The sequence below is a fragment of the Nocardioides sp. genome (genome assembly GCF_014360585.1).
GTDB lineage: Bacteria > Actinomycetota > Actinomycetes > Propionibacteriales > Nocardioidaceae > Nocardioides.
Map to the genome: position 1 here is coordinate 40,579 of NZ_JACIXG010000007.1, position 22,789 is coordinate 63,367.

Here is a 22,789-nt window from a genome sequence, read left to right on the forward strand (position 1 = left end):
ACGCCTAGAGAACGGCGAGAACTCCGTCGGCGTACTTCTCCAGCTTCGCCTCGCCGATCCCGCTGATCGTGCCGAGCTCGTCGCGGCTGGCCGGTAGACGGGTGGCGATCTCGCGGAGGGTGGCGTCGTGGAAGACGACGTACGCAGGCACGCCCTGCTCCTTGGCGACCTCGCCGCGCCACGCGCGCAGGCGCTCGAAGACCTCGGCGGCCTCCGGGGACAGGTCGGCGGCTGCCACCTTGGGCTTGCGCTCGCCGGAGCTGCTGCGCCGGGCCTGCCGCGGCGGCTCCTTGCGGAGCATCAGCTGCTGCTCCGAGCGGAGCACCGGACCGGCGGCGTCGGTCAGCGAGAAGACCCCGTAGCGGGGGTCGACCGCGAGCATCTCCCGGGCCAGGAGCTGGCGGATGACCGAGTGCCAGTCGCTCTCGGCGATGTCGGTGCCGATGCCGAAGACCGAGAGCTCGTGGTGGCGGAACTGGCGGACCTTGTCGGTCTCCTTGCCCCGCAGGATGTCGACGATCTGACCCGCCCCGAAGCGCTGTCCGTTGCGCTCGCGGTCGAGCCGGATGACGGTGGAGAGGACCTTCTGGGCGGGGATGGTGCCGTCCCAGGACTCCGGCGGCGTCAGGCAGGTGTCGCAGTTGCCGCAGGGCTCCGTGGCCTGGCCGAAGTAGCGCAGCAGCTGCACCCGACGGCAGTCGACGGTCTCGCACAGCGCCAGCATCGCGTTGAGGTTCTGGCCGAGCCGGTGCTTGTGGGCCCGGTCGCCCTCGGAGGTCTCGATCATCTGCCGCTGCTGGACGACGTCGGCCAGCCCGTAGGCCAGCCACGCTGTCGACGGCTGTCCGTCACGTCCGGCTCGGCCGGTCTCCTGGTAGTAGCCCTCGACCGACTTGGGCAGGTCGAGATGGGCCACGAAACGTACGTCCGGCTTGTCGATCCCCATCCCGAAGGCGATCGTGGCGACCATGACGATGCCGTCCTCGCGCAGGAAGCGGGACTGGTTCTGCGAGCGGGTGCGGGCGTCGAGGCCCGCGTGGTAGGGGAGCGCGGGGATGCCGGCGCCGACCAGGGTCGCGGCTGTGCGCTCGACCGAGTTGCGGGAGAGGCAGTAGACGATGCCGGCCTCGCCTGGGTGCTCGGCCCGGATCAGGTCGAGGAGCTGCTTGGCGGGCTTGTCCTTCGGGGCGATCCGGTACTGGATGTTCGGCCGGTCGAAGGAGGCCACGAAGTGGCGGGCGTCCTCGAGGTTGAGCCTGGTGGCGATCTCGCGGCGCGTCTCCGCGGTCGCGGTCGCGGTCAGCGCGATCCGCGGCACCTCCGGCCAGCGCTCGTGCAGGTGGGAGAGCTGCAGATAGTCGGGCCGGAAGTCGTGACCCCACTGCGAGACGCAGTGGGCCTCATCGATGGCGAACAGCGAGATCTTGGCCTGGTCGAGCAGTCGCCCGGTCTCCGGCACCCGCAGCCGCTCGGGAGCCAGATAGAGCATGTCGAGCTCACCGGCGAGCAGCGCCTTCTCCACCTGCTGCCGCTCGTGGGGCATCTGGGTGGAGTTGAGGAAGCCCGCGCGCACCCCGAGCGCGGAGAGCGCGTCGACCTGGTCCTGCATCAGCGCGATCAGCGGCGAGATGACGACTCCGGTCCCGGCCCTCACCAACGACGGGATCTGGTAGCACAGCGACTTCCCACCACCGGTCGGCATCAGCACCAGCGCATCACCGCCGGTCGCCACGTGCGCGACGATCTCGGCCTGGTCGCCACGGAACTCGTCGTATCCGAAGACACGGCGCAGGACATCCAGCTCCGGGGTCAAGTCCGCGCCTCGCGCGGTCGCTTCCTCGCTCACGCGAGCGACCCTACCGGCCGCCACCGACACCTCAGACGCTGATCTGCTCGCGTTTCACCGTGGCCCCGTCGACGGCGGTGGAGCCGTGGGCGCGCTCGAGCGCGGCACCTTCGACGTCCATGTTCGGGAGGATGCGGTCGAGCCACTTCGGTAGCCACCACGCGGAGCCGCCGAGGAGGTGCATCAGGGCCGGCATCAGCAGCATCCGGACGATGAAGGCGTCGAGCAGCACACCGAGGGCGAGGCCGAAGCCCATCGAGCGGATCATCACCGACTCGGCGAAGACGAACCCGCCGAAGACCGAGACCATGATCAGCCCGGCCGCGATCACGACCGAGCGCCCAGCCCGGAAACCCTGGGCGACGGCGAGGCGGGCCGGCGCGCCGTGGACGTACGCCTCCCGCATCCCGGAGGCCAGGAACAGCTGGTAGTCCATCGCCAGGCCGAAGAGGATCCCGACCAGCAGGATCGGCAGGAAGCTCAGGATCGGTCCGGTGCTGTCCAGGCCGATCAGCTCGGCGCCGATGCCCTTCTGGAAGACCGCGACCACCAGGCCGTACGTCGCCAGCAGGGAGAGCACGAAGCCACCGGTCGCGATGAGCGGCACCAGGATGGAGCGGAAGACCAGGATCAGGATCAGCAGGGAGAGCCCGACGACGACGCCGAGGTAGGGGAGGAGTACGTCGGTGAGCCCCTGAGACACGTCGATCGCGACCGCGGTGGCGCCGGCGACGCCGAGGGTGATGTCGCCGTTGACCGCCGGCATGTCCCTGATCGTGTTGACCAGCTCGTTGGTGGAGACGCTGTTGGGGCCCTCCTCGGGGACGACCTGGAAGGCGGCCGTACGACCGTCCTCGGAGACCGCAACGGGAGCCACAGCGCGGACGTTGTCGAGGTCTGCCAGCGTCCTGGCGACCGTAAGCTGCGCCTGCTGGACGCCGGACTCGCTGAGCCCGTCGGGCAGCTCGGCGGCGACCAGCAGCGGGCCGTTGGCGCCGGCGCCGAAGCTGTCCTCGGTGATCGTGTAGGCGGTCTTGGCCAGCGAACCCTCGGGCTCAGAGCCGCCGTCGGGCAGGCCGAGGCGCATGTCGAGAGCGGGGACCGCGAGGGCGAGCAAGGCGATCACAGAGGCGATGACCGTGACCAGCGCGCGCCAGGTCGGCATCGGCTTGGCGCGGGCCTCGGCGGCGTCCTGTGCGCTGACCTTCTTCTTCGCCCGCTTGGAGACGATGCGGCCGCCGACGAGCCCGAGGATGGCCGGGGTCAGGGTGATCGCGACCAGGACGGCGATCGCGACGCAGGCGGCGCCGACCGATCCCATCAGGCCGAGGAACGGGATGCCGGTCATGTTGAGCGCGACCAGCGCGACGATCACGGTGGACCCCGCGAAGACGACGGCGGTGCCGGCGGTGCCGTTGGCGAGCGCGATCGACTCGGTGACGTCGGAGCCGTGGAGCAGTTGCTTGCGGTGTCGGTTGAGGATGAAGAGCGAGTAGTCGATGCCGACGGCGAGGCCGAGCATCAGGCCGAGGATCGGGGTCATCGAGGCCATCTGCACGACGCCGGAGAGGGAGAGCGCACCGAGGGCGCCGATGCCGACGCCGGTCAGTGCGGTGACCAGCGGGACGCCTGCGCCGATGATGGTGCCGAGCATGACCAGCAGGACGATCGCGGCGACGCCGACACCGACGATCTCGCCCGGGCCCATCGGGTTGGGTGGCTCCTGGGACAGCTCGGCGGAGACGCCGATCTCGACCCCCTCGACCGGGTCGTCGGTGAAGTGGTCGACGGTGGCCTTCTTGGTCTCCTCGGACATCTCCAGACGGCCGACGGAGTAGGCGACGTTGACCAGTGCGGCCGAGCCGTCCGCGGAGACCATCCGGATCTCCTCCGAGAGTTCCAGCAGCTGGGCGCCGTTCTGGGCCTCGGCGGCGTTGGTCTCGAGGTCGGCGGCGCTGTCGTCGAGCTTCGACTGCTGCTTGTCGAGGGCGGCCTGCTGGGCGTCGATCTGGGTGGTCGGCAGCCCGGCGGCCTCCGTCTTCGCGCGAGCCTCGTCGATGTCGGCCTGCGCCTTGTCGAGCTTCGCCTGAGCACGCTCGAGCTTGCTGCGGCCGGCCTCGATCCTGGCCTGTCCCTCGGCGACCTTCTCGGCCTGCGCCTCGCGCTGGGCCTCGGTCTGGAACGGGTCGGTGACCGCGGCGACGTCGGGGAGGTCCTCGGCACTGGTGATCAGCGCCTGGATCTCCTGCTTCTGGGTGGAGCTGAGCGGGCTGCCGTCCTCGGTCCGGAAGGCGATGGTGCCGGATCCGCCGGCCAGGTCGGGCAGCCCCTCCTGGAGCTCGTCGACCACCTCGGACGACGGCAGGCCTGGGATGTCGAAGGTGGTGGTGAGCTCGCCGGACCAGGCGACGTACGCCCCGGCAGCGCCGGACAGCGCCAGCACCCAGGCAAGGATCACCAGCCAGGCGCGGCGCGCGGCCGTCTTGCCCAATCGATACAACAGCTCCGCCATGGCGGCATCCCTCCGGTAATTCGCAACGGTGCGTCCAGTAAATCACCTGTGTCCTGACGGACAAGGATCGTCGAGGGAGTGATGGGTCACATCCAAGTCTTCGCCACGGGATGGTGAAGGCTCTTAGGATGCCGTTCATGCCAGCGTCAACAGGAGCTCGCCGTCGAGGAGCCGTACGCAGCGAGGAGGCTCGTCTCGCGGTGCTCGAGGCGACCGGGCGGCTCTTCGCGGCCCGGGGCTACGACCACCTCACCATCGAGGGCATCGCGGCCGAGGCTAGTGTCTCCAAGCAGACGATCTACCGCTGGTGGTCGTCCAAGAGCGCGGTCGTGGCCGATGCCCTCATCGAAGACATGCTGCTGCCCGACAGCCCGGTCGTACCCGACACGGGGGACATCCGCGCCGACCTGATCGCCTGGATGCAGGATCTCATCGACCTCGTCGCCCAGCCCGGCAACGACGGTCTCGTCCGGTCGCTCGTCGCCGCAGCCTGCGAGAGCCCCGACATCGGCGCCCGCCTCAACGACGCCCTCGGCATCACTGCGACCGTCTCCACCCGCATCGAGGCCGCCGTCGCGGTCGGTCAGCTGCCGGCCGATCTGCCGGTCATGGAATTCGTACGAGCCCTCGTCGGCGGGTTCGTGCTCCACTCCCTCGAGCGCACCGAGCCCGCGCCGGATGCTGCCGAACGCCTGGTCCGGGCCCTGCTCCACTAGGAACTACCCAAGAAAGAGGGCGTGCGGGCCGTTCGTCCGGGCTACGGTGGAAGGTATGCCGAAGGTGCCTCCGCCCGTCTATGTCGCAGTAGGCCTGGCCGCCCAGCATCTGCTCGCTCCACGCCGCCGACCGACCCCGGTGAGATCTGTCGCCGCCGGTGCCCTCGCGGCCGGATCGGTCTGTGTGGCGGCCAGCGCGGTGCATGCGTTCAGTCGCAAGCACACCACGGTGAACCCGCTGGTGCCCGAGCGCAGCACCGCCGTCGTGGTCGACGGCCCGTTCCGCTACACCCGCAACCCGATGTACGTCAGCATGACCGGCGTCCTCACCGCTCACGCGCTGCTGCGCGGCGGCTGGCTCCCGCTGGTCCCCGTCGCCGCGTTCGTCGCGGTCATGGACCGCATCCAGATCCCCGCGGAGGAGCACGCGCTGTCGTGGAGCTTCGGCCGGACCTACGAGGAGTACCGCCGCGCTACGCCCCGCTGGCTGGGTCCGCCCCGGAGGTGACACGGCGTGGCTGAGCTGCTCCACACTGTCCTAGACACCACCGAAGTACGCCGCCTCGCGGAGTTCTACCGCCAGCTCCTCGGCCTCGTCTACCGGCCGGGCGACGAGGAGCCTGGCGAAGACGACTGGCTCGTCCTGACCTGGCCCGACGGGCGTCGCGCGCTGGCGTTCAATCGGGTCGACGAGTCCGAGACGGCTCCGTCCGGCTGGCCTGCGCCTGGGGCGGTCAAGCACATGCATCTCGACACGGTCGTGGGGTCTGTCGAGGAGCTGGATGCTGAGCATTCTCATGTGCTCGGGCTCGGGGCTGAGCTTCGTTATGACCGGTCTGATGATCCTCAGGAGCCGTTGCGGGCTTATGCGGATCCTGCTGGGCATGTCTTCTGCATCTTCGTCCGCTGAGACCACGCCCCGCTGGTCGAGACCGTGCCCCGCTGGTCGAGCCGCCGGAGCCGCTGGGCGGAGGCGTGTCGAGACCTCCCACTCCCGCTGGTCGAGCCGCCGGAGCCGCTAGGCGGAGGCGTGTCGAGACCAACACAGTTCCCTGCCGGAACGCTCAGTCCCCGGTGGTCGAGCTTGTCGAGACCTCCCTGCCGGAGACGCCCCACCCGAAGGCCGGTCAGGGCCGCCGACCGACTTCGAGGATGTTCTCGACCCGGCCCGGAGTCAAGGACGGCCTTCGGCCGCCGGCTACGCCGGCCGCATTCGCGGTCCTTGACACCGGACCACGTCGAGAAAAAAGATGGCTGGCTATCGGGGCGGCGGCCCGGGTGTGGCGCAGCGCATTCTTGCTTCGGAACGGTGATGTCGTGGGGTGCGAGGGTGGCCCTTCGGGCCACTTGTAGTCCACAAGCACGAGGCCGTTCGCTCACCGCGAAAACAGCGGCTGACCTGCGCATATAAGTAGATTCGTGCGGGCTGAAAGAGTAGAATCAGACCCATCACAACACGCCCCTAAACACACCGGAGAGGAGGGGCGGCGATGAGTCTCGAACCCGAGATCAACCACTGGGGCACCAACCCCAAGGACCCGATCGACGCAGAGCTCGCCGCCCTCGAATCCTCCCTCGACAACCTGCTCACTAGGAACCCTGCCTATTGGCGCACCGGTGAGAAGAAGGACCGGTTGAAGCGTCTGGAGATCATCCAGGCCAAACAAGCCGCGTTGCGGCTGCGGGTCCTCGCTGTCTCGGGTGACATCGCCGAAGAGACCGGCGCGAAAGACGTCTCAGGGTGGATGTGGACCGACCTGTTGGTCGACAAGAAGGTCGGACGTTCCGAGGTGAAACTCGCCGCCGGACTCGCGAAGTACGAGCTCGTCGCCGCCGGCCTAGCCGAGGGGGTCGTGTCCCAGGACAAGGCCCGGGTGATGGTCAAGGCCCTCGAGGTGATCGAGGCCGACCCCGAAGCCAGCACCGAGAACCTGGTGCTCGCGGAGAAGCTGCTGGTCGAGTACGCCACCGAGATGACCGCGACCAAGCTCGAGATCATCGGAAAGCGGATCCTGGCCGAGGTCGACCCCGAACGGTTCGAAGCAGCCGAAGCCAAAGCCCTCCAGCGCGAAGAAGAACGCGCCCAGCGGCGTACGTTCTTCACCTCTCGCGCCAACGGCGACGGGACCGTGGACATCCACGCCCGCGTTTCGAACGCGATCGGTCACCGACTCCGGACCATCCTGGACTCCCTGGCGCAGCCGAGGAAGCTCTCCGCTGAGGACCGGGGCCGTAAAGCCCCCTATGACCGGCTGCTGGGCCAAGCGTTCGCTCGGGTCATCGAGACCTACGACGTCGACCAGTTGCCCCGCCACGGTGGCCATGCCACCACGGTGTTCATCACGATGAGCGTCGAGGACCTCCGCAAGGACCTCGGCACCGCTGCGTTGGGGTTCGATGGGGAGCAGATCACCGCCGCTGAGGCGCGTCGGATGGCGTGCAACGCCGACCTCATCCCCGTCGTACTCGGCACAGGTTCCGAGATCCTCGACTTCGGCCGCAGCATCCGCCTGGCCCACCCGGTCCAACACCGGGCACTGCGGCTACGGGACAAGTGCTGCCAAGCCGAAGACTGCGACGCACCAGCCGCGTGGACCGAGGCACATCATCTGAAACCCTGGTCGATAGGCGGCCTCACAAATCTCGCGAACATGGTGTTGCTGTGTCCCAGCGATCATCGCCGGATCCACGACCCCAACTACGACTATGAACGCCTCCCGGACGGACGGATCCGGTTCACCCGCCGCGTCTGACCGCGCTGCGGCCTGCTCCGGCCCACGGATCCGACCTTGTGAAGGGTTTCACGAGGTCGGACCCTCTGTCCTAGCCGACGACCTAGTGGCCTCGGCGCGGCACGGGAGCGCCCTTGGGAAGGGTTCACGAGGTGTCATCGTCTAGTGCAGCGCCCCCGACGAACGTCCCCTGGCAGGGCAGGCCAACCCCGGTCCCCAATCCCGCACCCGACCCAAACTCGCTGCGCCAAACCCCGCCGCCGACCCGATAGCCAGCCAAATTTCTCGCCGGATCCCGGTGTCAAGGACCGCGAAGCGGCCGGCGAAGCCGGCGGCCGAAGGCCGTCCTTGACTCCGGGATCCGGCGTGAACACCATCCAAAACGGGTCGGCGGCCCCAACCCAACAAAGACGACCAGCCACAAATGCCCGAAAACTCGCCACCCAGGTCAAGAACACATCGCCCACCACCGCATAGCGCTATCGCACACGATCCCCGGCCGCCGCGATAGCGCATGGGCAACCCGCCCCGACCGTGGCACCATCGAGATATGACCATGCCGGGAGTGCTTCGGCCCTACGTCACCTCGCTGGTCACCTACGACGTGGACTTCGGGGCGCCGGGGGTGCACCGGGGGATGCCGTCGACCGAGATCACCTTCGTGCTGTCGGTCGACGAACCGCTGGTCACCTCATGGGGGAGTGGCACTGAGCCGGTGACGGCATGGTCGCTGGTCTCCGGGCTGCACACTCGGCCGGCGGCGATCCATCACCGCGGCCACCAGCGGGGCGTGCAGCTCGGGCTCACCACTGCAGGGGTGCGGGCGCTGTTCGGGATGCCGGCGGCGGCCTGGCGCGGCGAGCTCCTGGCCCTCGACGAGGTGGCCGCACCAGGCGGCGTACGCGATCTTCCGGAGCGGCTCGCAGGGGCCGATCCGCAGACCTGGGGGCAGTTGGTCGTGGCCAGGCTGGTCAACGCTCTGGCGCGCCACGGCGAGCCCGGGCCGCGGGCGGAGGTCGGGCGGGCGCTGGCGTTGCTGACCGGGGGAGCGGGGGTGCAGGAGGTGGCCGACGACGTCGGCTACAGCCGACGGCGGATCAGCGACCTGGTACGCGCCGAGACCGGCGTCGCGCCGAAGCAGTTCCAGCGGCTGGCGCGTTTCGACCGGTCGCGCGGACTCGTCGGCCGGATGCCGCTGTCGGAGGCCGCGATGGTCTGCGGCTACGCCGACCAGGCGCATCTGACCCGCGAGTGGCACGAGTTCGCCGGGTGTACGCCGACGACCTGGCTGCGCGAGGAGTTCCCATTCGTTCAAGACCTCGCCGACCGGCAGCCGGTTGACTCGAGGCATGAGCAAAGAACTTGTTGAAGACGTAGCGAAGATCAAGTACTGGCAGTCGATGGCGTTTCAGGACGCCGAGGCGATGTTGACGTGGCTGAGCGCGATCGGCTTCGTCGAGCACGCCACCTACCGCGAGGACGGCATCGTCGTCCACGCCGAGTGGCTCTGGCCCGCCGGGGGAGGACTGATGTTCGGGCAGGTACGCGACGAAGGGGTCCTGAAGGCCACCGGAGGCTCCTCCGCCTATCTGATCGACGAGGACCCCGACGCCCTTTTCGACAAGGCGGTCGCCGCCGGAGCCTCCGTGGTCCGGCCGATGGTCGACCAGCCCTACGGCGGCCGCGGCGGCACCGTCACCGACCCGGAGGGCAACTCGTGGTCCTTCGGTAGTTACCAGCCGTCATAGGTGCTCCGCGATATCGCACACCCTGGTCGGCAGCCGCGATAGCGCACCACCAGCCCTGAGACGAAGAGGTCCCGGCCGTACCGACCCTTTAGCCTTGGAGCCATGAGACAGGCCTACGAGTCACGGGCCGGGGGAGCGCTGACCGGTCCGGTCGAGATCGTCGGCGTGGGGCTGCTGGGCACCTCGGTGGCGCTGGCGTGTGCGGCGGCCGGACTCGACGTGCTCCTCAACGACGCGGTCGCGAGCCACGTACGCACCGCGACCGGCCTCGGGGCCGGCCGTCGCCGCAAGCCCGGCGACGCCCCGCAGCTGGTCGTCGTCGCGGTCCCGCCGGCACATCTCGGTGAGGTGATCACCCAGGTCCTGGCCGAGAACCCCGACGCGGTCGTCACCGACGTCGGCAGCGTGAAGGCATCGCCGCTGGCCTACGTGCGCGAGCACAGCCGCGACGACGTACGCCGCTACGTGGGCGGGCACCCGATGGCCGGCAGCGAGCGCTCCGGACCGTTGGCCGCGACCGCGACCCTGTTCGAGGGACGCCCCTGGGCGGTGACGCCGCACGCGGACGCCGACCCGGTCGCGACCGAGCTCGTCGCCGAGCTCGCCAGGCTGTGTGGCGCGGTCCCGCTCACCCTCAGCCCAGAGGACCACGACCAAGCGGTCGCCCGGACCTCCCACGTACCGCACCTGATGGCCGCCCTGGTGGCCGGTCGGCTCGCGGTGGCGCCCGAGGGACACCTGGGCCTCAGCGGCCAGGGCGTGCGCGACGTGACCCGCGTCGCCGCCGGCGACCCCGGCCTCTACGGCCAGATCGTGGCCGGCAACGCGCGGGCGGTGACCGATCTGCTCACCGAGCTCCGCGCCCAGCTCGACGAGATGATCTCGGCCGTCGGCAACGGCGACGCCGCTGCCCTGGACGTACTTCTCAAGGAGGGGCAGGCCGGCACCCGGGCCATCCCCGGCAAGCACGGCCGACCCCAGACCGCCCAGGCGAGCGTCTACGTCACGGTGCCCGACGAGCCGGGCAACCTGGCCAGGCTCTTCGCCGACGCGGGGGAGAGCGGCGTCAACATCGAGGACGTACGCATCGACCACGACCCCGGCCGCCCGGTCGGTGTCATGGAGCTGATCGTGGCCGCCGACGCGGCCGACCGGATGCAGGCCGTTCTGGAGTCCCGAGGTTGGGTCGCTCACCGGTAGGCTCCCGCCCGTGAGCAGCAGCAATCCCACCACTGACCCCGCAAGCATCGTCATCGCCGTCGACGGCACGTCCGGCTCCGGAAAGTCGAGCACCTCCCGCGGGGTCGCCGACCGTCTGGGGATGCGCTATCTCGACACCGGTGCGATGTACCGGGCGATGACCTGGTGGATGCTCAGCAACGACATCGACGTGCACGACGCCGAGGCGGTCGCGGCCGCGGCCGGCAAGCCGGTGATCACCTCCGGCACGGACCCGCTCGGCCCCACCATCGCCCTCGACGGCGGCGACGTCTCGGTCGAGATCCGCAGCGACCGGGTCAACGGAGCGGTCTCCCCGGTCGCCACGGTCCCCGAGGTCCGGACACGCCTGGTGGCGCTCCAGCAGCAGGAGATCCGCGATTCGCTCGCCGCCGGCTCCGGCATCGTCGTCGAAGGCCGTGACATCGGCACCGCGGTGTGGCCCGAGGCCGATCTGAAGCTGTACGTCACCGCAGACCCGGCCGCGCGTGCGGCGCGTCGCGCCGCCGAGGAGGGCGGCACCGACGCGGAGGCTGTCCGGGCGTCGCTGGAGAACCGCGACAAGATCGACTCCACGAAGGGCGGTGCGGCGGTGCCGGAGGGCGCCACCCACCTCGACACCACGCCGTACACGCTGGAGGAGGTCATCCAGCAGGTGGTCGAGCTCGTCGAGACCACTGCACGCGGCACATCCGACAAGGCGGGGGAGTGAGCGCGAGCCCGCACGCGGGTACGCCCCGCAGTGAGCTCCCGCGCACGGATGACGTTCCGCACCCGAGCCGGTGGGCGCTCTACCACATCAACGTCTACGCCCGGTGGGTGATCCGGCGCCGCTTCGACGTGCGGTTGCACGAGACCGACAACATCCCGAAGACCGGTCCGGTCGTCTTCGCCTCCAACCACATCGGGATCATCGACGGCCCGCTGCTGGCGATCTTCACGCCGCGACCGGTGCACGCGCTGACGAAGCTGGAGATGTTCGAGCACTGGTTCCTCGGCCCGTTCCTGCGCTGGGCGGGGCAGATCCCGCTCTACCGCTTCGGCAGCGACCCGACCGCGGTGAAGATGGCGCTGCGCGTGCTGCGTGAGGGCAACGCGATGGGGATCTATCCGGAAGGCACCCGCGGCGCCGGCGACCTGGCACACTTCAACCGCGGAGCCGCCTACCTCGCCCTCGCCTCGGGCGCCCCGGTGGTGCCGGTCGCCATGTTCGGCAGCCGCGACCCGGGTGGCGGGATCTCGTCCCTGCCGCACAAAGGTGCTCTGATCGACATCGTCTATGGCGAGCCTTTCCACGTGGAGCGCGTAGGCTGGCCACGTACCAGGGAACAAGTCGGGCATGTGTCGGGTTTGCTCCAGAAGCACATGCTGGTCCAACAGGACCACGCGATGGCGTTGACCGGACGCGAACTGCCCGGTCCGCTACCTACCGAGGAGAACGATGACTGACCCCGACGTTTCGTACGAGGACGTACGAGACCTGAACGAGACCGACGAGACCCCGACCGGCCCGCAGCCGGTGCTGGCGGTCGTCGGCCGCCCCAACGTCGGGAAGTCGACCCTGGTGAACCGGATCATCGGACGCCGCGAGGCCGTCGTCCAGGACGTCCCCGGGGTGACCCGCGACCGGATCTCCTATGACGCCAACTGGAACGGCAAGGGGTTCACGCTCGTCGACACCGGCGGCTGGAACCCCGACGCCCAGGGTCTGGCCGAGCGGATCGCCGCCCAGGCCGAGATCGCGGTGTCCCTGGCTGACGCCGTCCTCTTCGTCGTCGACGCGACGGTCGGCATCACCGACGCCGACGAGGCGGTCGTACGCATCCTGCGCAAGTCCGGCAAGCCGGTCATCCTGGCGGCTAACAAGGTCGACGACATGCGCACCGAGGCGGAGGCGGCCGGGCTGTGGAACCTCGGGCTCGGTGAGCCGTGGCCCGTCTCCGCCCTCCACGGCCGTGGCTCCGGCGACATGCTCGACGCGATCCTCGCGGTGCTTCCCGACCCGCCGCCGATGCCCGAGGGCGCCGAGATCGGCGGTCCGCGACGTATCGCGCTGGTCGGCAAGCCCAACGTGGGCAAGTCCTCCCTGCTCAACAAGCTCGCGAAGGAGGAGCGGGCGGTCGTCGACAACGTCGCCGGCACGACCGTAGACCCGGTCGACGAGCTGATCATGCTCGGTGACCGGGAGTGGCGCTTCATCGACACCGCCGGCATCCGCAAGCGGGTCAAGGAGTCCTCCGGGCACGAGTACTACGCCTCCTTGCGCACCACGACCGCGATCGATCGTGCCGAGGTGGCCGTACTCGTGATCGACGGCGGGGAGAAGATCTCCGAGCAGGACATCCGCATCCTCCAGACGGTCCGCGAGGCCGGTCGCGCGCTGGTCATCGCGTTCAACAAGTGGGACCTCGTCGACGAGGACCGCCGCTGGCAGCTCGACCGTGAGGTCGAGCGCGAGCTCGTCCAGGTTCAGTGGGCCCCGCGGATCAACGTCACCGCCCGAACCGGATGGCACGTCGACCGCTTGGTCCCGGCGCTCGACAAGGCTCTCGAGGGCTGGGAGACGCGGATCGGCACCGGCGCGCTCAACTCGTTCCTCGGCCGTCTCGTGGCCGAGCACCCGCACCCGGTCCGCTCCGGCAAGCAGCCCAAGATCCTCTTCGCCACCCAGCCCTCGACGGCGCCGCCGACCTTCGTCCTGTTCACCAGCGGCAAGCTCGAGGCCTCCTACGAGCGCTACATCGAGCGCCGGCTGCGCGAGGAGTTCGGCTTCGTCGGCACCCCGATCGTGCTCCAGCAGCGGGTTCGGGAGAAGCGCAAGCGCTAGTGCTCCGCGGGAGCGGGCGCCAGCTGAGCGTCCGCCCCCGCGTGCACCCAGCCGTTGTTCGCGGCGTGCCAGCCCAGCTGCATCCGGGTCTCCACGCCGGCCAGGTCCAGCAGCGCGCGAACCCTGCGCTGCACCGTACGCAGCGACGTACCCAGCTGTTTTGCGACGACCGCCCGGTCGGTGAGCCCGGCGAGCGCGTGCTCTCCCGCACCAGCAGCGCACCGACGACATCGCCCGAGAAGGTGGCCTCCGCGTTCGGGATCAAGCGCTAGCCGAGCGAAACGGGCCCGCAGGTCACCACCGGTGACCTGCGGGCCTGACGTACGTCCTAGGCCGGCTTGGCCTCGAGGCGCTCGAGCACGCCCTGGTAGAGCTTGGTCAGGGACGCGACCTCCTCGGGGGTGAACGCGTCGAACATGACCTGGCGGATCAGCTTCACGTGCTCGGGGGCCGCGGCCTTGATCGCCTCGAGCCCGGCAGGGGTGAGATCGACATAGGCACCGCGCCGGTCGTCGAGGCACTCACGACGTTCGACGAGACCACGCGCCGCCATCCGCATCACCTGACGCGAGAGCCGGCTCTTCTCCCACTGGAGCTTGTCGCCGAGCTCGAACATCCGCAGCGAGCGGTCGGGGACGTCGGTCAGGTTGACCAGGACGTCGTAGTCGGCGAGGGAGAGGCCGTTCTTGGCCTGGAGGTCGCGGTTCATCCGAGATGTGAGCTGTGCGTTGACGGCCAGCCAGGCACGCCACGCGACCTGTTCGTCATTGCTGAGCCACTTGACCTCATCCATGAGGGCTACCTTACCGAGTCGTGACCGGCGCCTTCAGCACGACCGTGGATCGGCGGCCTGACGGCGTCGGCTACGAAAACGGTTGATGCAGAAACTAGACTCTGTTCCGGCCCCTTGGGCGCCGGCCACGTAGGGCGGGTCGGGCTCCGGCACCGGCATGAGGAGAGCGATGAGCATCGACCTGGACAACATCTCGAAGGACCGTCAGCGGATCAAGAAGGAGTACCTCCGCGAGGAGGCCGTCCGCCCCGCCAGTACGGCCCGCGGGATCCATCACACCGCGCTGCTCGCCTCGGACGTACGCAGGTCGATCGACTTCTACCAGGGGCTCCTGGAGTTCCCGTTGACCGAGATCTTCGAGAACCGTGACTACGCCGGCTCCGACCACTTCTTCTTCGACGTCGGGGCGGGCAACCTGCTGGCCTTCTTCACCCTGCCCGGGCTGGACCTGGGGGAGTACGCGGAGGTGCTCGGCGGGCTGCACCACATCGCGATCTCGGTGACCGCGGAGAAGTGGGACTACCTGCGCGCAAAGCTGGACGACGCGGGGGTCGACTACCTGATCGAGTCGAAGTCGTCGATCTACTTCGCGGGACCCGACGGCGAGCGGCTCGAGCTCCTCGCCGACCCGCTGGGGGAGATGTACGGAACCAAGGTCCTCTGACCGGACCGCTGAACTGCTGGACCGGTGAGACGGCCGGGACGGGCTCACGCCTGTCCCGGCCGTCTGCTCACGGACGGTCGAACGGGTCCTCGGGCACCTCGAGCTCGAGCTGCTCCTCGTAGACCTGCTCCTCTGCCCGCCGGTCGGCGAGCCACGCCGTCAGCGCCACCACGACGAGCTGCGAGCGGGACTCCGCGGCCATCTCGTGGACCATGGCATCGAGCACGTCGACGTTGGTCGCCAGCAGGCGCAGGGGCATCGTGACGTACGGGTCCTCGAGCCGTTTCGGCTTCGGGACGTTGCGCATGAAGGTGCCGTCCGAGACGGGTCTGGTCTTCTCGCGCAGCGCGGCCTGGTGGGCGCGCAGGAGGACCGGGAGCCGGGGGCGGGTCGCGGCGACGGCGTCGAGCATCACGTCGACGAGCGAGCGCGGGACCTCCTGGCTGTAGGTCTTCCACTGCGCCGCCAGGGAGGCCGGCACGGAGAGGCTGATCGCCTGCACCGGCATGCCCTGGCGCCGCCCGGCACCCTCGCGCCGAGACTTGGTGCGGTGAGCAGGGGTGCCCTTGCGGGAGATCGGGTCGAGTTTGACGGGCGAGTCCACGGACGCCTCGCTGGCAGCTGTCGCCGGAGCGGTGGTCTCGTCGGTGGCGGATGGGGAAGATGAATCCGACACGGTGAGCTCCTGGGTTGGGGGTGTTCCTTCGGTCACAGATGATTCTGTCGGAGACCACCGACAGTTTCAGTGACGGATGGGACCTGAGTGGCTTCTGGGACCGTTCTGGCCGGATGTCGGTTGGATCTAGGAGCGCGCGTTATCGCACATCGGGGTTGCCGAATCGGCTCATGCACAGGGGCGCCGCCTATGGCGACGCCCTTGCTTGAACCCCTACTGATCAGGCCAGGAAGCTCGGCCAGGAGGAGCTGGCGAGGTAGCGGTCGACGATCGCGTCGATGTCCTGGTCGATGTCGATCGTCGTGCCCGGCTCGTCGGGGGCGAGCGGCTCGAGAGTCGTGAACTGCGATCGCAGCAGAGACGCCGGCATGAAATGGTCCGCGCGAGCGGCGAGACGCGCCTCGACGACTTCTGGGGTGCCGCTGAGGTGGAGGAGCCGGAGGCCGTCGGCGCGGCTGTGGAGCAGGTCGCGGTAGCTGCGCTTGAGCGCTGAGCAGCTCAGTACGGCGCCGGTGGGCTCGTGCTCGGCCAGCCAGTCGCCGAGCGTCTCCAGCCAGGGGCGGCGGTCGTCATCGTCGAGCGGGCGGCCGGAGGCCATCTTCGCGATGTTCGCCGGCGGGTGGAAGTCGTCGGCGTCGGCGAAGGCGACCTGGAGGCGCTGGGCGATGGCAGCGCCGACGGTGGACTTGCCGCAGCCGGAGACGCCCATGACGACGAGGAGGGGGTGCTGTGTCACGCGTCACAGCGTGCACGAAAAGGCATCCGTTTGGCAAGAGCGGTCGTCGAAAGGACCCTGATTGTGGCAATCCAGGGGTGTGGGACGATGCCGACGTGACGACTTCCAGCGGGGGCGCCGTACGTCGGCTGCATCAGAGCGTCCGGGACGCACTCGGACGCGACATCGTCTCTGGAGAGCTCCCGACGGGGGCGGTCCTCACCCTGGAGGGGATCCAGGCGACGTACGACGTCTCGCGCCCGATCGCCCGGGAGGCCGTGCGCGTGCTCCAGGCCATGGGCATGGTCACGACCCGGCGACGTGTCGGCATCACGGTCCTGCCGCGACAGGAGTGGAACGTCTTCGACCCGCTCGTCATCCGGTGGCGCCTCGACGGCGAGGGCCGGCGTGAGCAGCTGCTCTCGCTCTCCGAGCTGCGCCGGGGGTTCGAGCCGATCGCCGCCCGCCTCGCCGCGGAGCGCGCGGAGCCGGAGCATCACGGCGCCCTCGCCCAGGCGGTGGCGGACATGGTCGTGCACGCCGCCGCCGGCGACCTGGAGGCCTACCTGGACGCCGACACCACCTTCCACCGGGTGCTCCTCAACGCCTGCGGCAACGAGATGCTCGCCGCGTTCGGCGACCTCGTCGCCGAGCTCCTCGCCGGCCGTACGCACCACCACCTGATGCCGGCCAAGCCGAACCCGACCGCCATCGAGCTGCACGAGAAGGTGGCGATCTGCATCCGCAACGGCGACCCCGCAGGGGCCGAGGAAGCCATGCGCGCCATCATCGACGAGGCCGCCGCCGCCCTCGCCTCCGCGGACGACCCGCCGTAGGGGTACCGATTGGAGGCCGCCCGGCGCCGTGCGGTAATGTTCGGAGCGCTTCGAACGGAGAGATCCGCTCGCAGTTTCGGGCTGTGGCGCAGCTTGGTAGCGCACTTGACTGGGGGTCAAGGGGCCGCAGGTTCAAATCCTGTCAGCCCGACAGATTCGCCCCTGACCTGCATCGCAGGTCAGGGGCTTTTTTGTGCCTGTCCGCGAGGTTCACCACGTTGCCCGTCGGCGTCGCCGTGGGCCCATTTTGGGCCCACCAGATCGAAAATGCGTCTCCAGCGGCGGTCAAAGCTTGGTGGTCAGGGTGCAGGTAGCGCTGAGTCACTGCCGGATCTGTGTGTGACCCGAAACACGCTGCAACATGTGGAGCGGAACGACTCTGTCGGCCGTCCAGGTCAGGGCGGTGTGGCGTAGGGCGTGCGGGTCTAGGCCAGCGAGGCCGAGCTTGTAGGACCACTGAAGCGCCCCAGGTTCTCTGCCGCTTCTATACGGGTTGCGGCTCTCGGTTGAGGGCCGCGTAGTGGGCGGTTTCGAACTCTACTGGGGTCATCATGCCAAGTGAGCCGTGCAGTCGTCGCTGGTTGTACCAGTCGACCCAGGCGCTGGTGGCGTACTCGACGTCGGCGATGGTCTTGTAGGGGCCGTCGTGGAAGACGGTCGTGCGGATGCACTCGGACTTGTACAGGCCGTTGATCGTCTCCATCAGCGCGTTGTCGTAGGCGTCCCCAACCGACCCGATCGAGGGTCTGATGTCTTCCAGTGCGAGGTGCTCGGTCAGCCGCAGGCTGGTGTATTGCGAGCCCGCATCGGAGTGGTGGATCAGGTCGGGGCCGACCACGGGGTGGCCCTCGTGGTCACGGACCCAGATCGCCATCCGCAGCGGCCGCATGACCAGCTCGACATCCTTCGATGTTGCGGCGTGCCAGGCGATGATCCGCTGGGCGTAGACGTCGAGGATGAAGGCGACATAGACCCAGCCGGCCCACGTTCGGACGTAGGTGAAGTCGGTGACCCAAACACGGTTCGGGGCCGACGCGGTGAAGTCGCGATCGAGCAGGTCACCGGCGCGTTTGCCGTCCTTGGCCGGGATCGTGGTCCGGACCTTCATGTCGCGGCGGATCCCAGACAAGCCCAGCAGCCGCATCGCCCGGTCCACGCTTCCCGCGCTGGCATCGGGCAGCCGCGTGCGCCGGACCAGGGCGGTCATCTTCCGACGCCCGTAGAGCCCTTCTGGGGCCAGTTTCCGGGCACCAGTTGGGGCGCTGGTGCGTGGGTCTTGGGTCCAGGCCAGATCCCGGACCACATCGACCACCAGCGCGTCAGTCATGGTGCGGGCCGCGACCGGACGGGAGGCCTGTTTCCAGGCCCGGTAGGTGCGCGCGGCGACCTGCAGGCCCTGCTCGCGCAGGACCCGACAGACCGACTCGACCGCGTGCCCCTGGGCGCGTTGCTCGTCGATGAAGGCGACGATCACCGGTTGCGGGAGTCGAGTTCCCCCACGAAGAAAGTCGTGGCCGCCTTCAAGATCGCCACGTCCTCACGCAGCCGACGGTTCTCAGCCCGCAGCCGCTTGATCTCCTCGTTCTCCTCGCTGGTGGTCCCCGGCCGATCCCCAGCGTCGACCTCGGCCTGGGCCACCCAGCGCCGCAGCGACTCCTTGCCCACCCCGACCTGCTTCGCGACAGCGACCAGCGCAGCAGACAGGGTCGGGTACTCCCCACGGTGCTCCATCACCAAGCGCACCGCCCGAGCCCTCAGCTCGGGATCGATCTTCTTCGGCATGAACTGCATCCTTCCAACTCAGAAAGATGCGGCATCAAACCTGGGGCGCTTCACCACGGCATCCCAGTTGGTTGCCCGGCGCGATGATGCTGCGGTGATGACCCCGCCACGCGGTCACAATATGAGTCGGGCCCAGGAGCGCGGCCGTCGGCCAGTCGCGTAAAGGCATCCACGGTTATGCTGACAGCCCCCTCGGCGCCATTGGCCACTCGCTGCCATCCACCGCCCAACTGCCGCGGGAGGGTTACAGTCGCGCGAGAATCTCCGCCTTCTTTGCGGCGAACTCGTCGTCGGTCACAACGCCAGCATCTCGCAGCTTGCCGAGCCGCTGCAGTTGCTCTATCGGATCTGCGTCTGTAGTGGGTCTTTCTGATTCAGGTGCGGCCGCCGGTTGAAGGGGGTAGCCAGCGCCCTGGTACCGCATGGTGTTCTGTTCCTGCTGAAGGCGCAGGCGCTCGTGATGTGCGGCCTCGTTGATCACGCGCTGAGCCTCGCGGCCTTCGCGGATGTCCTCCATGGGCACGTGCTCCATCACATGGCCTCGGTTCACGTGAACGAAGACACTGAACACCCCTCGGGCCTTTTGCGTCATCGTCTGTTTTACGTCCACGTCCATGACCTGGTGCAGCGGCACTTGCTGTGCGTCAGTCCGTAGGACGCCGCGTTCGAAGTAGAGGTGTCGAGCGTCCATCCAGTACCGGCCGGCGCCGATCCCGGTGATCGGCATGCCGACGGCAGACCACACGGTGTCGTGCGGGAACTCCGCGCCAGATGTATTGAACCGGCCCGCGGCCCGCGACGCGGCCTCCTTCATCGCGCCCGGCTTCGCAGGCTCGGGTTGGCGGAACGCAGTCCACTTGTCGCCGTCCCAGTATCCAGTCCGGCCGTCTCCCGTCGGATACCAGCCCGGCTGGGCGTTATTACCAATCATGCTGCGCACTGTAGTGCTGGAAATCGGCCTCGTTTGCAGGAAATCGAGCCCTGGCCGTCATTGCGCGTGGAAGGCGTTCGGCGACTACTCCAAATTAGGTAGGTCCTGCAAACCGTGCGCTGTGGCGGGCGACTCATCAGAGGCCCTTGCGCCTTAGCAGCGGCAGCGTAGCGTCGGCCTGATCGCGCGTAGGTGACCGGCAACCAACAGCGGACCTCGCGTCGATACCTCGTGCCTGGATCTCGCGGGATTGAGAGCGTCCTGGCCAACGCTGAGGCTCGATCTGGTTGGCGAACAGATGATTGATGACTCCACGTTCCCAACTCCTCATCGCGGCGCGCACGTGCATCCGAAGGTGACGTCGGCGAGGCGCTCAACGTTGACCTTCGTGCACCGCTGGCATCGGACATGATGAGGGTCGTCAGGCAGGGAAGGCGCGGTGAGGGGGCCGAGGTAGTCGTAGCCGTGCTTTTCAGCGAGTCGTTGTGCCTCGTCGTAGGGCACAGGTTCGCGCCTGGCGTAGGGGCCCTGCGTCGCGCGAACCTGGACTGCCCATGTGCGCCAGTAGCAGGCTCGGCAGGTTTGTTCGTCCAGGGGATTCTTCTCCAGGGTGTAGTTGAATCGGTAGTGGGCCTGGACTGCGCAGTTTTGGCACTCTGTCATTTGGTAGTCGTTGGGGTGTGTGAACGACTCGAGGGCCAGCAGACCACCAGCACGCTGGATCTCGGCGATGTGCTCGGTGCACCAGGTTGGCTTGGTACGGGTCTTGAATGCTGCGGGCTGATTGCAGCCCGTGGTCGAGCACAGTTGGTCTGTCGGTGCTGGAGTCCGCCGTAGCGGTCGCGGTGGCTTCGGAGACGCTGGGAGTTCAGGTGCAGGCCGGAGGCTGAGCGGCATAGTCCGCTGATTCGAACCCGCTGCAGCTGCCCCTGTCGCAGGTTTGGTGGCCGCCGCCAGAGTGTCCGCAAGGAGGATCTCGGCGCCCTTGAGGCGGTTGCCGGTCAGGCAGTTCAGAAAGTCGTCCTCGGTCATCACCTCGATCTCCTGACCCTTGTCCTGGAGTTGGAACGCTTTCCGCGCCTTGCCTGTGAGGATAGAGCCCGGTCTGAGAACCGCGGGATTGATGTCACCGACGACGAGGACGTTGGTGCGTTTGGTGCTGGTCAGTTCGGCAATCGCGCCGACCTTGGAGCATTCGTCCCAGGCGACTTGGCGCGTCATCGACATGAGCTTGCCCGTGAAGACGATCACGCGGCCATACAGATAGCCGTCGGGATCAGCATCCGGATTGAGCTCGGCCTTGCAAAGTTTCCCACTGCTGCCGGTAGTGACAACGCTGCCAATGTAGATGCCAGCGCTCATATGCCCGATCTGGACGCCGATGGAGTCGGCGAGAGCCTCCAGGTTCTCTGCATCACGCGACGCGGCCAGGCCGTCGATGACGCCGACGACAGCTTTGGCGTCGGCGAGGGCATCGTGATGGTTGTGGAGTGGCGCCCCAAAGTGCTGCGCGACGTACGGGAGTCGGTACGACGGGAGCGGGATCGCACGACGGCTGAGCACGAGAGTGTCGAGGAACCGGAGTTCGGGCCAAGCGATGTTGTCAACGGCGCATGCGTAGCGGATGACGCCAATGTCGAAGCCGGCATTGTGAGCGACGACCACGTCGTTGCCAATGAAGTCCATCATCCCCGGCAGGAGGTCCTGCCAACGCGGGGCGTCCTGAACCATGTCGGGTGTGATGCCGTGAATGGTGACGTTCCAGGAGTCGAACCAGTCAGCCTTAGCCGGCGGCCGCATGAGCCAGTGCCGCTGATCGACTATGTGGCCGTCGCGAACGCGGACGAGTCCCACTGAGCATGGCGAACCGCGAAAGGAGTTGGCAGTCTCAAAGTCGATGGCGGTGTAGTCGAACACCGTTACACCATCGGTTGCTCGGCTAGGCCGGCGGCGAAGCGCTCGGGAAAGACCGGCGAGGTTTGATCGCTCATGTCTTCAGGCATGATCCACGGGGACTTTCCGGTTCTAGGTTGAACCGTGCGGCGACGGCGCTCGAGATCGGTCTGAAGCCAGTTCGACCAGGCGGCGGCGGCATAGGACGCCAGCGCGAATGCTCGTCCTGGGGGCGTGTTGTTGGCGGCCTCCAGATCAGCGAGGACAGGCCTCGGAGAGAACTCTGGGTCGACCAAGGTGCGGGATCTTGTCTTCTTGCGGTGGGCTGCCAGCGCGCTACGAATACGGTCCTGCCACTCGTCTACGTCATCGAGCATCCGGTCGATGTCTCCAACCGTCAGTGCTCCCGTGATCGGCAAGCCTTCCAGCGTAGAGCCGTCGGTGGTCAACACGACGCAGCAGCGAGTTAGCGACCGGACCTTCTCGACTGTATCTGGATCGTTTACAGCATCGATGACGACAGCGTTGCTGTGGTGAACGCGCCCCGAATTGTTCGTGACCCACACCGCGATCTGGTTGGATCCCGGTTGACGGTCGATGGTGGCGATTCCGCATAACCTGACGGTCACCACCAGGCCGCTCCAACATGACCCTGAATCTCTGCACGGAGATGTGACATAAACGCGATGCTTCAGCAGGTCGAGGGAGAGCACATCGCATCAGTTGGGCCGTCCCTCAAATTGGGGAGGTCGCAAGTGCGACGGTGAGGACGAGGCTACTTCGAGACGCTCTGTCAGCAACTACTTCGATCCCAGGTTGTACGCAACAGCTGCGACCGCTGCGACCGCTACTACCGTGGGTTCCGCAGGTGCCCACGAGCGCCCAGAGTTGAGGCAGGGT

Annotated in this window: 22 protein-coding genes, 1 tRNA gene and 1 pseudogene; 14 read left to right on the top strand and 10 right to left on the bottom strand. The window is 68.1% G+C overall.

Going from position 1 to position 22,789, the window contains the following annotated elements; genetic code table 11:
• Positions 1 to 4 precede the first annotated feature (4 nt).
• Entirely contained in the window at positions 5 to 1,846 is a 1,842-nt protein-coding gene (gene recQ / locus H5T77_RS04105) for a DNA helicase RecQ (RefSeq protein ID WP_292645410.1), read from the bottom strand.
• A gap of 31 nt (positions 1,847 to 1,877) precedes the next feature.
• A complete protein-coding gene (locus H5T77_RS04110; protein WP_292645413.1) occupies positions 1,878 to 4,358 on the bottom strand; it encodes an MMPL family transporter in 2,481 nt (826 codons plus the stop codon).
• A gap of 137 nt (positions 4,359 to 4,495) precedes the next feature.
• Between H5T77_RS04110 and H5T77_RS04115 the strand changes: the two genes are divergently transcribed.
• From H5T77_RS04115 to H5T77_RS04165, 11 genes are all read left to right on the top strand, one after another.
• Entirely contained in the window at positions 4,496 to 5,074 is a 579-nt protein-coding gene (locus tag H5T77_RS04115; RefSeq protein ID WP_292645416.1) for a TetR/AcrR family transcriptional regulator, read from the top strand.
• 55 nt (positions 5,075 to 5,129) lie between these two features.
• Entirely contained in the window at positions 5,130 to 5,582 is a 453-nt protein-coding gene (locus H5T77_RS04120) for a methyltransferase family protein (RefSeq protein WP_292645419.1), read from the top strand.
• Between the two features lie 6 nt (positions 5,583 to 5,588).
• Entirely contained in the window at positions 5,589 to 5,984 is a 396-nt protein-coding gene (locus H5T77_RS04125; protein WP_292645423.1) for a VOC family protein, read from the top strand.
• 580 nt (positions 5,985 to 6,564) lie between these two features.
• Positions 6,565 to 7,827, top strand: coding sequence for an HNH endonuclease signature motif containing protein (locus H5T77_RS04130; protein WP_292645426.1), 1,263 nt, complete (start codon positions 6,565 to 6,567; stop codon positions 7,825 to 7,827).
• 529 nt (positions 7,828 to 8,356) lie between these two features.
• Positions 8,357 to 9,175, top strand: coding sequence for a helix-turn-helix domain-containing protein (locus H5T77_RS04135; protein WP_292645429.1), 819 nt, complete (start codon positions 8,357 to 8,359; stop codon positions 9,173 to 9,175).
• Positions 9,156 to 9,554 carry a VOC family protein gene (locus H5T77_RS04140; protein WP_292645432.1) on the top strand — a complete coding sequence of 133 codons (399 nt, stop codon included), beginning with the start codon at positions 9,156 to 9,158 and terminating at the stop codon, positions 9,552 to 9,554. The genes H5T77_RS04135 and H5T77_RS04140 overlap by 20 nt, the downstream gene beginning before the upstream one ends.
• A 102-nt stretch (positions 9,555 to 9,656) precedes the next feature.
• Positions 9,657 to 10,754: a prephenate dehydrogenase gene (locus H5T77_RS04145; RefSeq protein WP_292645435.1), complete on the top strand. Its 1,098-nt coding sequence runs from the start codon at positions 9,657 to 9,659 to the stop codon at positions 10,752 to 10,754.
• Between the two features lie 10 nt (positions 10,755 to 10,764).
• Complete coding sequence (cmk, locus tag H5T77_RS04150; protein ID WP_292645437.1) at positions 10,765 to 11,484, top strand: (d)CMP kinase; 720 nt, start codon at positions 10,765 to 10,767, stop codon at positions 11,482 to 11,484.
• Complete coding sequence (locus H5T77_RS04155; protein ID WP_292645440.1) at positions 11,481 to 12,221, top strand: lysophospholipid acyltransferase family protein; 741 nt, start codon at positions 11,481 to 11,483, stop codon at positions 12,219 to 12,221. Before cmk ends, H5T77_RS04155 begins: the two co-directional genes overlap by 4 nt.
• A complete protein-coding gene (gene der / locus H5T77_RS04160; RefSeq protein ID WP_292645443.1) occupies positions 12,214 to 13,599 on the top strand; it encodes a ribosome biogenesis GTPase Der in 1,386 nt (461 codons plus the stop codon). Before H5T77_RS04155 ends, der begins: the two co-directional genes overlap by 8 nt.
• Before the next feature lie 65 nt (positions 13,600 to 13,664).
• Positions 13,665 to 13,871, top strand: a complete 207-nt coding sequence (locus H5T77_RS04165; protein WP_292645446.1) for a hypothetical protein — start codon at positions 13,665 to 13,667, stop codon at positions 13,869 to 13,871.
• A gap of 56 nt (positions 13,872 to 13,927) precedes the next feature.
• On the opposite strand, the gene H5T77_RS04170 is transcribed toward H5T77_RS04165, so the two are convergent.
• On the bottom strand, positions 13,928 to 14,392 hold the full coding sequence (locus tag H5T77_RS04170) for a MarR family winged helix-turn-helix transcriptional regulator (RefSeq protein WP_292645449.1): 465 nt from the start codon (positions 14,390 to 14,392) through the stop codon (positions 13,928 to 13,930).
• A gap of 169 nt (positions 14,393 to 14,561) precedes the next feature.
• Between H5T77_RS04170 and H5T77_RS04175 the strand changes: the two genes are divergently transcribed.
• Positions 14,562 to 15,056, top strand: coding sequence for a VOC family protein (locus H5T77_RS04175; protein ID WP_292645453.1), 495 nt, complete (start codon positions 14,562 to 14,564; stop codon positions 15,054 to 15,056).
• Between the two features lie 67 nt (positions 15,057 to 15,123).
• Here H5T77_RS04175 and H5T77_RS04180 read toward each other — a convergent pair whose 3' ends face one another.
• Entirely contained in the window at positions 15,124 to 15,732 is a 609-nt protein-coding gene (locus H5T77_RS04180) for a hypothetical protein (protein ID WP_292645455.1), read from the bottom strand.
• A gap of 220 nt (positions 15,733 to 15,952) precedes the next feature.
• On the bottom strand, positions 15,953 to 16,468 hold the full coding sequence (locus H5T77_RS04185) for a gluconokinase (RefSeq protein ID WP_472850331.1): 516 nt from the start codon (positions 16,466 to 16,468) through the stop codon (positions 15,953 to 15,955).
• Between the two features lie 95 nt (positions 16,469 to 16,563).
• Between H5T77_RS04185 and H5T77_RS04190 the strand changes: the two genes are divergently transcribed.
• Entirely contained in the window at positions 16,564 to 17,283 is a 720-nt protein-coding gene (locus H5T77_RS04190) for a FadR/GntR family transcriptional regulator (RefSeq protein ID WP_292645458.1), read from the top strand.
• 77 nt (positions 17,284 to 17,360) lie between these two features.
• Positions 17,361 to 17,434 (top strand) — tRNA-Pro (locus H5T77_RS04195).
• A gap of 170 nt (positions 17,435 to 17,604) precedes the next feature.
• On the opposite strand, the pseudogene H5T77_RS25620 reads toward H5T77_RS04195, so the two are convergent.
• The 5 genes and pseudogenes from H5T77_RS25620 to H5T77_RS04215 all read right to left on the bottom strand — a co-directional run.
• A pseudogene (locus tag H5T77_RS25620) lies at positions 17,605 to 17,727 on the bottom strand (tyrosine-type recombinase/integrase); the annotation flags it as partial.
• Positions 17,728 to 17,767: 40 nt separating this feature from the next.
• Positions 17,768 to 19,065 (bottom strand): IS3 family transposase gene (locus H5T77_RS04200; protein ID WP_292645460.1). Its coding sequence is split into 2 segments (ribosomal slippage): positions 17,768 to 18,792 and positions 18,792 to 19,065, totalling 1,299 coding nucleotides; the frame shifts between segments, so codons are not numbered across the junction.
• A 244-nt stretch (positions 19,066 to 19,309) separates the two neighbouring features.
• The gene (locus H5T77_RS04205) at positions 19,310 to 19,996 is read right to left on the bottom strand and encodes an SHOCT domain-containing protein (protein WP_292645463.1); all 687 of its coding nucleotides are present in this window, start codon (positions 19,994 to 19,996) and stop codon (positions 19,310 to 19,312) included.
• Positions 19,997 to 20,323: 327 nt separating this feature from the next.
• Positions 20,324 to 21,913, bottom strand: a complete 1,590-nt coding sequence (locus H5T77_RS04210) for an exonuclease domain-containing protein (protein WP_292645464.1) — start codon at positions 21,911 to 21,913, stop codon at positions 20,324 to 20,326.
• A 2-nt stretch (positions 21,914 to 21,915) separates the two neighbouring features.
• Positions 21,916 to 22,521 carry a hypothetical protein gene (locus H5T77_RS04215; protein ID WP_292645465.1) on the bottom strand — a complete coding sequence of 202 codons (606 nt, stop codon included), beginning with the start codon at positions 22,519 to 22,521 and terminating at the stop codon, positions 21,916 to 21,918.
• Positions 22,522 to 22,789: the final 268 nt, after the last annotated feature.